Consider the following 13,268-nt stretch of genomic DNA (forward strand, 5'->3'; position numbering starts at 1 on the left):
GCAGAGGCACCTCAGTCCCGCATGGCCATTTCAGCCAGCAACGACTGCGGTTCGATCAGCGCAGCCGAACGTGTGGCATCCACCCGAACACGCCGGCTGCAGAAGTTGAACACCCGACCCTCGGCAGGCGCGGATACGTCTGCCGTTGCGTCCGGCGTCTCGATCTCCAGCACTTCATCCACCGCCAGCGCCAGGGTTGCGCCACCGGCGTTGATCAAGAGCACGGCAGGGCTGCCGCCACCAAATGCCGGTTGACCGCTGAGCCCGCGCAGGTCGGCTACCGGCAACGGCTGCCCCCGTACCTCCAGGTTCCGCCTGCCATGCTGATCTGCAGGGCCGAAGGTCTCGGGGCCGCGTATTTCCACGGCCACCTGTACGTCGATCGCGAACAGGGCCGTGCCTGCACGAAGGACGACGACCTCGAACAACTCGGCGGGCGAGGCACGTGTTTGCGTTGAAGGTTGAGCGGGTACAGGCATGCTGTGGATCTGGCAGGAACGATGGGTAACGCGGCTTGAATGATGACGTGCGCAGGGAGTACGCGGCCGCGTGGGACTACGCGCGCAAGGCGGCGGTTCAGCTGGATCCGACGGGCGCATGGTGCGCACTGAGCGGGCCGATGCGCGGAAAGTGCGGACGCAGCAGGCCGACGAGCTGATCCATGCCCGGAACGGCATGGCCAAATTCGTCCCATCGCGCATTGACCAGGCCGGACACCATGATCTGCCCGGTGTCGATGCGGGTCATGGCCCAATAGGGAACAGCACGCGCGCTGATGGCCATGTCCAGTACCGGAACGACGGCAGCATGCGAGCGACTGTCATGGATGCGGCGCTTGACCGCCTCCAGCCCGTCGGGAGGACCTTCGACGTACTGGAAAAACCGCTGACCGTCGACGAGCAGCGCTCCGGTGACGTCCACGCGACGGTTGAACGTGGCAGAGCAGGAGACGATCTGCCGGAGGATTTCATCGGAAAGCCCAGCCGACATGTGGCTGGAGTAGGCAAATGCGTGGAGCATGGAAGGGGCTTCTTGTGACGCCCGTCACTATACGTGGGGCGCCGTAGCCTGCCGTGAGCCTTTCCTCACGCATCACCTGGGAGTGATGCGTTGGATCAGCAGCCCACCAGCCGATCCGCGCCAATTCCGCCGCGATGCTGGCTGCGGTATTCGGTAGGACTGGCGTCCACCTGGCCGCGGAAGTGCCGGCGGAACGACTCCTGCGAACCAAAGCCGGCCTGCTCGGCAATCCACTGCAGCGGCCGGTCAGTGGTTTCCAGCAGCTCGCGGGCGAATGCCACGCGCTCGCGGATCAGCCAGTCGATGGGTGACAGGCCGGTGGCTTCCAGGAACTGCCGCTGCAGGGTGCGCTGGCTGAGCGCGGCCTGCTCGGCAAGACTGCCCAGCGAGTGCGGCTCGCGCAGGTTGCGGCGCATCCATTCCATCAGTTTTGCCAGACGCGAGGGCTCGCCATGGGGAATGGCGCGGCTGACGCGCTGGCTGCGCCCGGCATCACGCCATGGCGCCAGTACCAGCCGCTCGGCCACCAGGTTGGCCACGCGCGCGCCGTAGTCCTTGCGCACCATGTGCAGCATCATGTCCATGCCGGTGGCCGAGCCGGCCGAGGTGATGATGCTGCCGGTATCGACGTACAGCACGTCCTCGCGCACATCGATGCGTGGGAAGTCGCGCGCCAGCGCTTCGGTGAGGCGCCAGTGGGTTGTGGCCTGGCGGCCATCGAGCAGCCCGGCCCACGCCAGCACGAAGGCACCGGAGCAGATCGAAGCGATGCGCGCGCCACGGCCGTGGGCACGGATGAGTGCATCAAGCAGCGCCTGTGGCGGGCGCTCGCTGGGCTCGCGCCAACCGGGAATGACGATGATGTCGGCGTCATCAACTGTGCTGAGGTCATAGGGAAGCTGCACCTGCGTTCCGCCAAGCATGCGCAGCGCACCGGGTTCACCCGCGCACAGCTGGGTGCGATACCACGCCACGCCGAGCTCGGGTCTTATCGGCGCGAACAGGCCCACCGCACAGCCGAATTCGAACAGCCCCTGGCCGTGGCAGGCGACGATGGCAACGAGCGGCGCAGCGGGGTCGGCGGGTGGGCTGGGCATGGCTTGATGCTACGGGTGCAGATGCATGGCGCGGAGTGGTGCGCGGGCATGAGGTGATGCCGGCCAGGCATATGGAGCGGTCGCTCCCCTCTTGTAGAGCCGAGCCCACGCTCGGCTCAATACCGGCAGGGGGATGCATCTGACGCCGTCGCGTAGAGCAGCCGAGCGTGGGCTCGGCTCTACAGACAGCAGTGCACCGGCAATGCCGCCTAACGTCATTACCAGCGGTCATGTGGGTGGCCGGATGTTACGGCTGGGTGACGCGATCGCGCCTGTCGCGGTGGGTGAACAGGCCCTTGAATGGAAGCGTGTTTCCGGCCCACCCCCACGAGCCCCCATGCCTGCCGCCCACGCCCCTGTCCTGAGCACTCTCGCTGTCCTGATCACAGCCATCCTCGCCGCTTCGCCCAGCCATGCGGCTGAAGCCGATGCGGATCCTGCTGCCGCCGCCGCGACGGCCAACGTGGCCGCGTCCACGCTGGATGCCGTGGTGGTGACCGGCTCGCGCACCAGTACGCGTACGGTGAAGAACAGTTCCACGCCGATCGACGTGATCTCCGCCGAAGACCTCACCGCCACCGGCCAGGCCAACCTGCTGGAAGCACTGCAGCGCGCACTGCCGTCGCTCAGCCAGATTGGTGGCTACCAGAGCGACCAGGAGAGCCTGATCCGTGGCTACCAGCTGCGCAACCTGTCGCCCGGCTACACGCTGGTGCTGGTGAACGGAAAGCGCCGCAATGCCAGTGCCTATGTGAGCGGTGCCAACGGCGGCGGCTTCCCAGGCCACGCCTGGGCCGACCTGGCGCTGATTCCGGTGTCGGCCATCGACCATGTGGAAGTGCTGCGCGATGGTGCGTCGGCCATCTATGGCTCGGACGCGATCACCGGTGTGGTCAACGTGATCCTGAAGTCGCAGGCGCACGGTGGCGAGTTCGCCGTGGAAAGCGGGCAGAGCACCGACGGTGATGGATCGCGAACCAGCGTGCGCGCCAACGTGGGCCTGCCGTGGGGCGCCGATGGCTTCGTCAACCTGTCTGGCGAGACCACCCGCCAGCATCATGCGATCCGCACCCGCCGCTACATCGATGGCTACCTGAGCTATCCGGCGGTGGATGGCAGCGGCAATCTGGTGGCGCTGCGGCCGAACAATCGATTGCCAGCGGGTGCTGCGCCGAACCCGGCTGAGGCCAACCGCGATGCCGAGGCCAACACCATCCTCAGCTCGCCGTCGTATGCGCTGAAGGCCTTCGCAGTGAATGCGGGCCATGGCCTGGGCGAAAGCGCGCAGTTCTACGCTAACGCTACGGCCAGTGACCGCATCGCGCAGGCGATCCAGAACTTCCGTCTGCCGGCGACCATCTTCACCACTTACAAGGCTCCAGGCGTGCTGAGCGTGTTTCCCGATGGCTTCCTGCCGGTGCTGGAAACCAAGGAGAAGCAGTACACCGGCACCGCGGGCGTGAAAGGCCAGATCGCAGGCTGGGACTACGACGCCAGCCTTACCGGCAACCGCAGCACGGTGCGCACCTATACGCGCAACTCGGTGAACTACTCGCTGCCATACCCCGGTTCGCCTACCGACTTCTACGACGGCAAGCTGGACTACCAGCAGGGTATCGCCAACCTCGACCTGCGCCGTGGCTTCGAGGTGGCTGCGTTCGCCTCGCCGCTGGAAGTGAGCGCAGGTGCCGAGTACCAGCACGAACAGTACGAACGTGGGGCGGGGCAGTGGGAGTCGTATACCGGCTTTGGTGCTGCGGCCTTCGTCGGCTATTCCACTGCGGACGCGGTGAAGGCTACCCGCAACAGCAAGGCGGTCTATGTGGGCGCGGCCACCAACATCACCTCGCGCTGGTATCTGGATGCGGCCGCGCGCTGGGAAGATCACTCCGACTTCGGCAGTGTCTCCACCGGCCGCCTGACCACGCGCTTCGACTTCACCGACGCGCTGGGCGTGCGTGCCACGGTCAGCAACGGTTTCCACGCGCCCAGCCTGGGCGCGCAGTACTACCAGGCCACCGGCAGCTGCCCGTGCGGCACCACGCTGGTGGCGCAGGTGTCTTCGCCGGCGGCGGTTGCGCTGGGTGCGACGCCGCTGAAGCCCGAGAAAGCCACCAACTACAGCCTGGGCGTGACCTGGGACCCGAGCCCGGCGTTCCACCTGGCCGTGGATGCCTACCAGATCGACATCCGTGGCCAGCTCGGCCAGTCCAGCCAGATCGGCTACAACGCGCAGGATCCAGCGCGCATCACCGACAACAGCGGCACGGTGCTGACTGCGGCGCAGAAGAACACCATCGATGCGCTGCTGGGTTCGGCCGGCATCAGCATCCTGCCGGGTGATGCGTTCTATGCCAGCTACTTCACCAACGTGGGCAATACCCGCACACGCGGTGTCGAGCTGACCCTGGAGGCCAACCAGGAAACCGCGTGGGGCAAGCTGCGCTGGAGCTATGCGGCCAACGTGGGGCGCACCACCATCCAGAAGGTCAGCGACATTCCGGAGGCGCTGCAGGGGCTGCCGAACATCAACCTGTTGACCAAGAGCAGCGAGTACGCGCTGCGCTTCCGTACGCCCAGCTACACGCAGGTGGCGGGGTTGGGCTGGCAGAACGGGCGCTGGCGCTCGAACGTCGACTTCACCTACTACGGCCCGATCAAGCGCCTGAACAACGGCGTGGAGTACAAGCAGCCGCCGGTGCTGGTGACCAATCTCTCCGGTGGCGTGGAACTGGGTGCGGGCTGGAGTGCGGCGCTGGGCGTCAACAACGTGTTCGACAAGCGCACCCGCAAGGTGCCGGAGTACGCGCGCAGTGCCACCGATGTGGCGAGCATCGAGACGACCTGGGATTCGGGCGACGTGCTGAGCCGCATCGGGGCGTTCTGGTACGGGCGGATCAATTACCGGTTCTGATCTGGAGCAGTCGAGCATGGCTCGACTCCACAAAGGCGAAAGCAGCCGAGCATGGCTCGGCTCTACACAAGGCGAAAGGCGGCCGGCGGTAGTTCGGCATCATCGAGGAGCATTTCATGTCTTCTGCATTGAAGGTGGTGGCAGTGGTGGGGTCACCGACCAGCTCGGCGACGTCACGCACGTTGCTGCTGGTGCGGCACTTGTTGGCGTCGTTGCAGCAGCGGGTGCATGCCAGCGTGGAGCTGGTGGAGCTGGCGCCGATCGCGCGTTCGCTGGGGCAGTCGCTGTCGCGCGATGAAGCGGAGCCAGCCGTAGAGCAGGCACTGCAGGCAATCGAGGCGGCCGGGCTGCTGGTGGTGGCGGCGCCGGTGTATCGCGGTTCCTATCCCGGGTTGTTCAAGCACCTGGTCGATTTCATCGGGCTGGAAGCGCTGGTGGATACGCCGGTGTTGCTGGCGGCGACCGGCGGCAGCGAGCGCCATGCGTTGGTGATCGACCACCAGTTGCGGCCGTTGTTCAGTTTCCTGCAGGCGCACACGCTGCCGATCGGGGTGTATGCCACGCCTGCCGACTTCGATGGCGAGCAGATCAACAGTGCAGCCTTGCAGGCGCGCATCGCACTGGCGGCCGAGCGCGCGGCAGGGCATCTGGCTTCGCAGGCGCTGGCGGTACCGGCGCCGCTGCGAAGGATCGCCTGACGGCATAACCGGCGGCGCTTTGCTTATGGCCAAGGCGCATCTGCATGGCCGGATCTGACCGCCGATTGTCGCCTGGCATCGCCGTGCCGACCGCCGTCATCTCTAGCATCGATATCGAAGCGGCATCGCATTGCCGCCCCCCGATGAGGACGACCCCGTGAGTCTGGACGCAACCGACAAGCCCATCCTGTTCCTGCTCGACCGTGAGTTCGAGGACGGACAGATTCCCGGCCAGCGCTTCTTCTGCCGGCACAGCCTGTTGCTGGAAGGTGCGCTGTCGAGCATCGACGGCCTGGACGCGCAGCTGGACGTGCGCCGCATCGGTTTCGCACGGCCGCGCCGGGAGGTGATCGCCGAGATCGGCGAGCAGGACCAGTCGCTGCCGAAGCTGGTGCTGCCGCAGGGCGTGCGCAGTGACCTCGCGAGTGGCGTGCACCAGGACCGCCAGTACATCTCCGGTGCCGAGCCGATCCTGGCCGCGCTGAACGGGTTGCTCGGCATCCCCGTGGCCCATCCCTGAGCGAGGACGCGACCATGAGCTATCAGATCAGCGTGTTGGACAAGAGCCCGGTGGCCGAAGGCGCCTCGCCGGAGCAGGCGCTGCGCAACAGCCTGCAGCTGGCGCAGCGCGCCGAACAGCTGGGCTATCACCGCTACTGGTTTGCCGAGCACCATGCCGCGCCGACGTTGGCGAGTCCCGCACCGGAGGTGCTTGCGGCGTGGGTGCTGGCGCAGACCCGGCGCATCCGTGTCGGCAGCGGCGGGGTGATGCTGCGCCACTACGCGCCGTACAAGGTGGCGGAGAACTTCAACCTGCTGGCAGCGTTGGCGCCAGGGCGCGTGGATCTGGGCGTGGGCAAGGCACCGGGCGGCCTGCCAGCGTCGACTGCCGCGCTGGCGGCCGGGCGCCCGGCGTTCGCCGACTTCGACCACCAACTGCGCGATCTTGAGGGCTATCTGTCCGGCGCCGAAGCCGATGTGCTGGCGCGGCCGATTCCGCAGCAGGCGCCGGAGCGCTTCCTGCTCGGTGCCAGCCCGCAGAGTGCACGGCAGGCGGCCGAGCTGGGCTGGCGCTTCGTCTACGCCGCGCACTTCGACGGTGACCCGAAGCACATCGAGGCCGCGTTCGACGCCTACCGCAGCGTCGCCTCGCAGCCGCCGCTGCTGGCCACGGTGGCCTTCGCCGCACCGACTGCGGAAGCCGCTTCGCGCCATATCGGTGCGCTGCGCGTCTACAAGCTGCACCTCGGTCCCGGGCAGGCGGTGAACCTGCCCAGCGCCGAGGCAGCTGCCGAGTACGCGCGCCAGGTTGGGGTGGCCGACTTCCGCATCGAGGAGACGCGCCCCAGCGTGCTGTCCGGTGATGCGCAGCACGTGCGCGGCGAACTGGATGCGTTGCACCGGCGTTTCGGCGTGGGCGAGTTCATCCTCGATGCGCCGGTGGCCGACCTCGACGCACGCCTGACATCCCTTGAACTGCTGTCGCCCGCGCCGCGCGCGGCGGTGGCCTGACCTGCAGGAGCGATTCCCATGAGCACCACCCCGCGCCACATTCCGTTCGGCATCATGCTGCAGGGCCCCGGCAGCCACATGCATGCCTGGAAGCATCCGTCCAATCCGGCCGATGCCAGCGTCAACCTGCAGTTCTACATCGACATTGCGCGCACCGCCGAGGACAACGGCATTGCCTTCGGTTTCGTGGCCGACGGCCTGTACATCAACGAGAAGTCGATCCCGCACTTCCTCAACCGCTTCGAGCCGATCTCGCTGCTCTCGGCGCTGGCCACGGCAACGAACAAGATCGGCCTGGCGGGCACGCTGTCGACGTCCTACAGCGATCCGTTCACGGTGGCACGGCAGTTCGCTTCACTGGATCTGCTCAGTGGCGGCCGCGCCGGCTGGAACGTGGTGACCTCGCCACTGGAGGGTTCGGGCCGCAACTACGGCCGGCCGCACCCGGAGCACGCGCTGCGCTACCAGATCGCCGATGAGTACCTGGACGTCGTGCAGGGGCTGTGGGATTCGTGGGATGACGACGCCTTCGTGCGTGAGCGCGACAGCGGCACCTTCTTCGCACCGGAGAAATTCCGCCGCCTCGACTACAAGGGCCGCTTCTTCCAGGTGGAAGGCCCGCTCAACATCCAGCGTTCGCCGCAGGGACAGCCGGTAATCTTCCAGGCCGGTTCGTCTGACGATGGCATCGCGCTGGCCGGCAAGTACGCCGATGCGGTGTTCACCCATTCGCCGTCGCTGGAAGAAACCCGTGCATTCACCCAGAAAGTGAAGAACTCGGCGATCGCGCACGGCCGCAGCGGCAATGACGTGAAGATCTTCCCGGGCATCGGCCCCATCGTCGGCCGCACCGCCGAGGAGGCCGAGGCCAAGTACCAGGCGATTGCCGCACTGGCCACGCTGGAGGATGCACTGGCGTACCTGGGGCGCTTCTTCGATCACCACGACTTCAGCCAGTACGACCCGGATGCACCGTTCCCGGAGCTGGGTGACATCGGCAGCAATTCGTTCCGTTCCACCACCGACCGCATCAAGCAGGATGCGCGTGAGAAGGGCCTGAGCCTGCGCCAGGTGGCGTTGGAAGCGGTGAGCCCGCGACCAAAATTCATCGGCACGCCGGAGCACGTGGCCGATGAGCTGATCCGCTGGTTCGACGCCGGTGCCAGCGACGGTTTCATTCTTGGATTCGCCGCACAACGCGAAGGCCTGGACGATTTCGTGACCCAGGTGCTGCCGATCCTGCAGGCGCGCGGCTACCACCAGCGCGAGCTGGAAGGACAGACCCTGCGCGAGCATCTGGGTCTGCCGTACAAGGCCAGCCGCTATTCGACCGACGCCGAACCGGCGCGGAAGGTGGGGTAGGGCGATGAGCGGAGAAACTGCGGCAGCACCGGGCCACGCCCGGCGGAATCCCGCGTCCATCGGCGTGCTGCCGGAAATTGCAGCACGCGCCGAGGCCGCCGTCGCGATCCGCCATGACCTGCACCAGCACCCGGAGCTCGCCTTCGAGGAGCACCGCACCAGCGCCCGCGTGGCCGAGCTGCTGCAGCAGTGGGGTTATGAGGTGACCACCGGGCTCGGCGGCACCGGTGTGGTCGGCACGCTGCAGCGCGGGCAGGGCAGCCGTCGTCTCGGCCTGCGCGCCGACATCGACGCACTGCCGATCCACGAGGACTCCGGCCTGGCCTACGCCAGCCAGACCGAGGGCCTGATGCATGCCTGCGGCCACGATGGGCATACCGCCATCCTGCTGTCCGCCGCGCACTACCTGGCCCATCACGGTGATATCGACGGCACCCTGCAGCTGGTGTTCCAGCCAGCCGAGGAAACCGGTTCGGGTGCGTCGAAGATGATTGCCGATGGCCTGTTCGAGCGCTTCCCGGTGGATGCGATCTATGGGCTGCACAACTGGCCGGGCGTGCCGGTGGGCCACTTCGGTTTCGTCGATGGCCCGGCGATGGCGTCGGTGGATTGGGCACGGCTGAAGGTGATCGGCAAGGGTGGCCATGGCGCCGAGCCACAGGGCAGCGTCGATCCGATCCTGGTGGCGGCGCACATCATCACCGCGCTGCAGAGCGTGGTGTCGCGCAATGTCGATCCGCGGCAGATGGGCGTGGTCACCGTCGGTTCGATCCACGGCGGGCAGGCCGCCAATGTGATTCCAGACGTGGTCGAACTGAAGCTGACCGTGCGCGCATACCTGCCCGAGGTGCGCGACACGCTGCGCCGCCGGGTGACCGGGATTGCCGAGCAGACCGCTGCCGCTTTCGGGGCACGCGCCGAAATCGAGTTCCCGCGTGGCTTCCCCAGCGTGATCAACCACCCGCAGCAGACCGCCTACATCCGCGAGGTAGCGGTGCAGGGCTTCGGTGCCGAACAGATCGTTCCCGAGTTTGCGCCGCGCACGGCCAGCGAGGATTTCGCCTTCCTGCTGCAGGCGCGACCCGGCAGCTTCTTGTTCGTCGGGAACGGCGAGAGCGCACCGCTTCACAGCCCGCGCTATGTGTTCAACGACGCCGCCATTGCCCCCGCCGCCAGCCTGTGGGCGCGGCTGGCCGAAGACTATCTGGTGAAGGACGTGGCATGAGCAGCAACGAACGCTTCCTCTATACCTCGGTGGATGATCCGCTGGCGCGGCCGCTGTTCGACGGCCTGGAACAGGAGTACGACAGCCGCTATGCCGACGTGCGCCGACGCATCGGTGGCAGCGCTCGCGAGGAGCTGCAGCGCTACCCGGCGCAGGCCTTTGCGGCCCCGGTGGGCGCCTTCGTGCTGCTGCTGCGCGACGGGGTGGCGATTTCCGGCGGTGCGTTCATGCCGCACCGCGATCCGGATACCGCCGAATTCAAGCGCATCTGGACACTGCCCGGGTTGCGTCGCCAGGGCATTGCGCGGCGCGTGCTGCAGGAGCTGGAAGAGCAGGCGGCGCGGCAAGGGTACCGGAGGGTGTTCCTGACGACCGGCTTCCGCCAGCCGGAAGCTGTTGGCCTGTACCTGAGCCACGGCTACACCGCGCTGTTCGATCTGGAGGCCGACCCGGAAACGGTTGCGCATCTGCCGTTTGAGAAGCAACTGCGAGCGACGACGCCCGTCGTTGCACCCCCGCAGGCACTGCTGCACGGAGCCCACGCATGAGCACACCGTCGACCGCGCTGGAGGGCATTGCCGCTCGTCCGGCGCCAGCACCGGCGTTGAAGATCGTGCCGGCCCGGCATCCGCTGCAGGTCTTCGGCACGGTGCTGGCACTGGCGCTGATCCTGATCGGGCTGCAGTCCGTGCTGGGCAATCCGCGCTGGGGCTGGGGCACCTTCGCCGAGTGGTTCTTCGCACGCCCGGTGCTGGAAGGCCTGGGCCGCACGCTGCTGCTGACCGCGCTTGGCACCGGCCTCGGTTTCGCGCTGGGTACGCTGCTCGCGCTGGCACGCGTCTCCGGTTCGCCGCTGCTGTCGGCGGTGTCGTGGGGCTATGTGTGGTTGTTCCGCTCGATTCCGCTACTCGTGCTGTTGTTGCTGTTGAACAACCTGGGCTATCTGTACAGCACCATCGAACTGGGCGTGCCGTTCACCGGCATCAGCCTGTTCTCGTACCCGACTACACAGCTGATCGGTGTGTTCACCGCCGCGGTGCTGGGCCTGACCCTGAACCAGGCAGCGTTCTCGGCCGAGGTGATCCGCGGTGGCATCCTCTCGGTCGACCACGGCCAGTACGAGGCCGCGGCCGCGCTCGGCCTGCCGCGTGGCCGCCAGGTGCGCCGCATCATCCTGCCGCAGGCGATGCGTTCGATCCTGCCGGCGGCGTTCAACGATGTGATCGGCCTGGCCAAGAGCACCTCGGTGGTCTACGTGCTGGCGCTGCCGGAGCTGTTCTACACCGTGCAGGTGATCTATCGGCGCAACCTGGAAGTGGTGCCGCTGCTGATGGTGGCCACGGTCTGGTACCTGGTGATCCTGACCGTGTTGTCGCTGCTGCAGCGGCGCGTGGAACAGCGCTTCGCGCGCGGCCAGCTGCAGCGCGAGCGCTCGGTGTCGCGGGTGTCGTCACCGGTGCGGACATCCAGTGATGCTGCGCCGCGCGTGGCCAACCGCCCGCGCATCGCCACCCAGGTGGAAGCGGGCGAGGGTGCGGCGGTATCGCTGCATGGCGTGGGCAAGGTGTTTGGCGATCAGGCGGTGCTGGAAGACGTGAACCTGGACCTGCGCGCCGGCAGCGTGACGGTGCTGATCGGCCCGTCCGGTGCCGGGAAATCCACGCTGCTGCGGTTGATCAACCACCTGGAACGCGCGGACAGTGGTTACGTGACTGTTGGCGGCCAGCTGATCGGTTACCGCCGCGAGGGTGACACGTTGTACGAACTTCCCGAGCGCGAGATCCGCCGCCGTCGTTCCGAGGTGGGCATGGTGTTCCAGGGCTTCAATCTGTTCCCGCACCTGACCGCATTGGAGAACATCATCGAGGCGCCAATCGCGGTGCGCGGCGTGCCGCGTGCGCAGGCCGTGCGGCAGGCGCGCACGCTGCTGGAGCGGGTCGGCCTGGCCGACAAGGCCGATGCGTTCCCGCGCCAGCTGTCCGGTGGCCAGCAGCAGCGCATCGCGATTGCCCGCGCGCTGGCGCTGCAGCCGAAGGTGCTGCTGTTTGACGAACCCACGTCGGCGCTGGACCCGGAACTGGTGGCGGAGGTGCTGAGCGTGATCGAGGAACTGGCCCGTTCGGGTACCACGCTGGTGATCGTCACCCATGAGCTGAGCTTCGCCCGCCGCGTGGCCGACCACGTGGTGATGATGGACCAGGGCCGGGTGATCGAGCAGGGCACGCCCGAGGCCCTGTTCGAGCGCCCGCGCCAGCAACGCACCGCCGATTTCCTGGCCAAGACCCTGTAACCCCGGAAGGAACGTCATGAGCCCCGCAGCACCGCGTCGTCCCTCGCGCAGCACCCTGTTGATCGTGGGCGTGCTGATCATCGGCATCGCCGGCATCGTCTACTCGCGCGTGCGCCAGGCCCCGGAGGCTGCCGCTGTGGCCGCGGCCAGCCTGGCCGGCACCAACACCGCCGTGCTGAAGGGCACGCTCGACCCGAAGGCGCAGGCCTTGATTCCTGCGGGCTACCGCTTCGTCACGCCGGGCGCATTCACCGTGGCGACCCACCCGGGGCAGCTACCGCTGGCCGACTACGGCGCCGACAGCAAGGACGTGGTCGGCATCGAACCGGACATCGCGCGGCTGATCGCGGATGCTTTGGGCCTGAAGCTGGTGATCGTGCCGGTGGCCTGGGCCGACTGGCCGCTGGGGCTGGAGTCAGGCAAGTACGATGCGGTGCTGTCGAACGTGACGGTCACCGAGGAACGCAAGAAGAAGTTCGATTTCTCCAGCTACCGTTACGACCTGCTGGGCATCTACACGCGCAGCGACGGGCCCATCCAGAAAATCGAAAAGCCCGCCGATGTGGCCGGGCTGAAGGTGGTGGTCGGTGCCAGCACCAACCAGGACCAGATCCTGCGCCAGTGGGACCAGCAGAACATCGCGGCGGGATTGAAGCCCGTGGAATACCAGTACTTCGATGACGCGGTCGTCGGCCGATTGGCGGTGATCACCGGCCGCGCCGATGTATCGTTCGAGCCCAATGCTACCGGCGCCTATTCGGCGCGCGACGGCAAGGTGCGGCGCGTGGGCCTGTTCCCTGGCGGCTGGCCGAATGCCGCAGCGATCTCGGTGACCACGCGCAAGGGCAGCGGCCTGGCCGACGCGGTGACGCAGGCGCTGAACACCCAGATCGGCAGCGGCACCTACGCGCAGGCGCTGGCACGCTGGAATGTGGCCGAGGAAGCCGTGCCACAGTCGCAGACCAACCCGCCGGGATTGCCAACGTTGCAATGACACCGGGCGTGGCCCGGCGCTACCTCCGTCTTTGTAGAGCCGAGATCCTATGTTCGTGGTCAAGCCTGCTGGAAGCAGGCTTGACCCACTTTCAGCATGGCCGGGTCAAAGTCCCGGCCGCTCTTGAAGACGCCCCAAGCGATCCTGGCCAGCTTT

General features: G+C 67.1%; 12 protein-coding genes. 9 read left to right on the top strand and 3 right to left on the bottom strand.

What is annotated here, in order from left to right; all coding sequences use genetic code 11:
- Positions 1-11 precede the first annotated feature (11 nt).
- From VG543_RS20655 to ftrA, 3 genes are all read right to left on the bottom strand, one after another.
- A complete protein-coding gene (locus VG543_RS20655) occupies positions 12-479 on the bottom strand; it encodes a chemotaxis protein CheW (RefSeq protein WP_423179193.1) in 468 nt (155 codons plus the stop codon).
- Positions 480-576: 97 nt separating this feature from the next.
- On the bottom strand, positions 577-1,020 hold the full coding sequence (locus tag VG543_RS20660) for a BLUF domain-containing protein (protein ID WP_021202891.1): 444 nt from the start codon (positions 1,018-1,020) through the stop codon (positions 577-579).
- Positions 1,021-1,115: 95 nt separating this feature from the next.
- Positions 1,116-2,117: a transcriptional regulator FtrA gene (gene ftrA / locus VG543_RS20665; RefSeq protein WP_058982599.1), complete on the bottom strand. Its 1,002-nt coding sequence runs from the start codon at positions 2,115-2,117 to the stop codon at positions 1,116-1,118.
- Between the two features lie 337 nt (positions 2,118-2,454).
- Between ftrA and VG543_RS20670 the strand changes: the two genes are divergently transcribed.
- The 9 genes from VG543_RS20670 (at position 2,455) to VG543_RS20710 (ending at position 13,112) form a co-directional block, all read left to right on the top strand.
- Positions 2,455-5,031: a TonB-dependent receptor plug domain-containing protein gene (locus VG543_RS20670; protein ID WP_423179194.1), complete on the top strand. Its 2,577-nt coding sequence runs from the start codon at positions 2,455-2,457 to the stop codon at positions 5,029-5,031.
- Between the two features lie 116 nt (positions 5,032-5,147).
- Positions 5,148-5,729 carry an FMN reductase gene (gene msuE, locus VG543_RS20675; RefSeq protein ID WP_024956916.1) on the top strand — a complete coding sequence of 194 codons (582 nt, stop codon included), beginning with the start codon at positions 5,148-5,150 and terminating at the stop codon, positions 5,727-5,729.
- A 157-nt stretch (positions 5,730-5,886) separates the two neighbouring features.
- Positions 5,887-6,249 carry a DUF3088 family protein gene (locus VG543_RS20680; RefSeq protein WP_005409341.1) on the top strand — a complete coding sequence of 121 codons (363 nt, stop codon included), beginning with the start codon at positions 5,887-5,889 and terminating at the stop codon, positions 6,247-6,249.
- A gap of 14 nt (positions 6,250-6,263) precedes the next feature.
- On the top strand, positions 6,264-7,241 hold the full coding sequence (locus VG543_RS20685; protein WP_423179195.1) for an MsnO8 family LLM class oxidoreductase: 978 nt from the start codon (positions 6,264-6,266) through the stop codon (positions 7,239-7,241).
- An 18-nt stretch (positions 7,242-7,259) separates the two neighbouring features.
- On the top strand, positions 7,260-8,603 hold the full coding sequence (locus tag VG543_RS20690; RefSeq protein ID WP_423179196.1) for an LLM class flavin-dependent oxidoreductase: 1,344 nt from the start codon (positions 7,260-7,262) through the stop codon (positions 8,601-8,603).
- Positions 8,604-8,607: 4 nt separating this feature from the next.
- Positions 8,608-9,828, top strand: coding sequence for a M20 aminoacylase family protein (locus VG543_RS20695; protein WP_423179197.1), 1,221 nt, complete (start codon positions 8,608-8,610; stop codon positions 9,826-9,828).
- Positions 9,825-10,376 (top strand): GNAT family N-acetyltransferase, encoded by a 552-nt coding sequence (locus tag VG543_RS20700; protein ID WP_423179198.1) that lies wholly within the window; start codon positions 9,825-9,827, stop codon positions 10,374-10,376. The genes VG543_RS20695 and VG543_RS20700 overlap by 4 nt, the downstream gene beginning before the upstream one ends.
- The gene (locus VG543_RS20705; protein WP_423179199.1) at positions 10,373-12,118 is read left to right on the top strand and encodes an amino acid ABC transporter permease/ATP-binding protein; all 1,746 of its coding nucleotides are present in this window, start codon (positions 10,373-10,375) and stop codon (positions 12,116-12,118) included. Before VG543_RS20700 ends, VG543_RS20705 begins: the two co-directional genes overlap by 4 nt.
- Before the next feature lie 16 nt (positions 12,119-12,134).
- The gene (locus VG543_RS20710; RefSeq protein ID WP_164144317.1) at positions 12,135-13,112 is read left to right on the top strand and encodes an ABC transporter substrate-binding protein; all 978 of its coding nucleotides are present in this window, start codon (positions 12,135-12,137) and stop codon (positions 13,110-13,112) included.
- The last annotated feature ends 156 nt before the right edge of the window (positions 13,113-13,268 follow it).

This window comes from Stenotrophomonas sp. CASM101 (assembly GCF_049384845.1).
In the GTDB taxonomy this organism is placed as follows: domain Bacteria; phylum Pseudomonadota; class Gammaproteobacteria; order Xanthomonadales; family Xanthomonadaceae; genus Stenotrophomonas; species Stenotrophomonas hibiscicola.

What these genes read in the sequence shown, in the direction of transcription:
- VG543_RS20655 (WP_423179193.1), bottom strand. Translation starts at nt 479, where the DNA reads ATGCCTGTACCCGCTCAACCTTCAACGCAAACACGTGCCTCGCCCGCC.
- VG543_RS20660 (WP_021202891.1), bottom strand. Translation starts at nt 1,020, where the DNA reads ATGCTCCACGCATTTGCCTACTCCAGCCACATGTCGGCTGGGCTTTCC.
- ftrA (WP_058982599.1), bottom strand. Translation starts at nt 2,117, where the DNA reads ATGCCCAGCCCACCCGCCGACCCCGCTGCGCCGCTCGTTGCCATCGTC.
- VG543_RS20670 (WP_423179194.1), top strand. Translation starts at nt 2,455, where the DNA reads ATGCCTGCCGCCCACGCCCCTGTCCTGAGCACTCTCGCTGTCCTGATC.
- msuE (WP_024956916.1), top strand. Translation starts at nt 5,148, where the DNA reads ATGTCTTCTGCATTGAAGGTGGTGGCAGTGGTGGGGTCACCGACCAGC.
- VG543_RS20685 (WP_423179195.1), top strand. Translation starts at nt 6,264, where the DNA reads ATGAGCTATCAGATCAGCGTGTTGGACAAGAGCCCGGTGGCCGAAGGC.
- VG543_RS20690 (WP_423179196.1), top strand. Translation starts at nt 7,260, where the DNA reads ATGAGCACCACCCCGCGCCACATTCCGTTCGGCATCATGCTGCAGGGC.
- VG543_RS20695 (WP_423179197.1), top strand. Translation starts at nt 8,608, where the DNA reads ATGAGCGGAGAAACTGCGGCAGCACCGGGCCACGCCCGGCGGAATCCC.
- VG543_RS20700 (WP_423179198.1), top strand. Translation starts at nt 9,825, where the DNA reads ATGAGCAGCAACGAACGCTTCCTCTATACCTCGGTGGATGATCCGCTG.
- VG543_RS20705 (WP_423179199.1), top strand. Translation starts at nt 10,373, where the DNA reads ATGAGCACACCGTCGACCGCGCTGGAGGGCATTGCCGCTCGTCCGGCG.
- VG543_RS20710 (WP_164144317.1), top strand. Translation starts at nt 12,135, where the DNA reads ATGAGCCCCGCAGCACCGCGTCGTCCCTCGCGCAGCACCCTGTTGATC.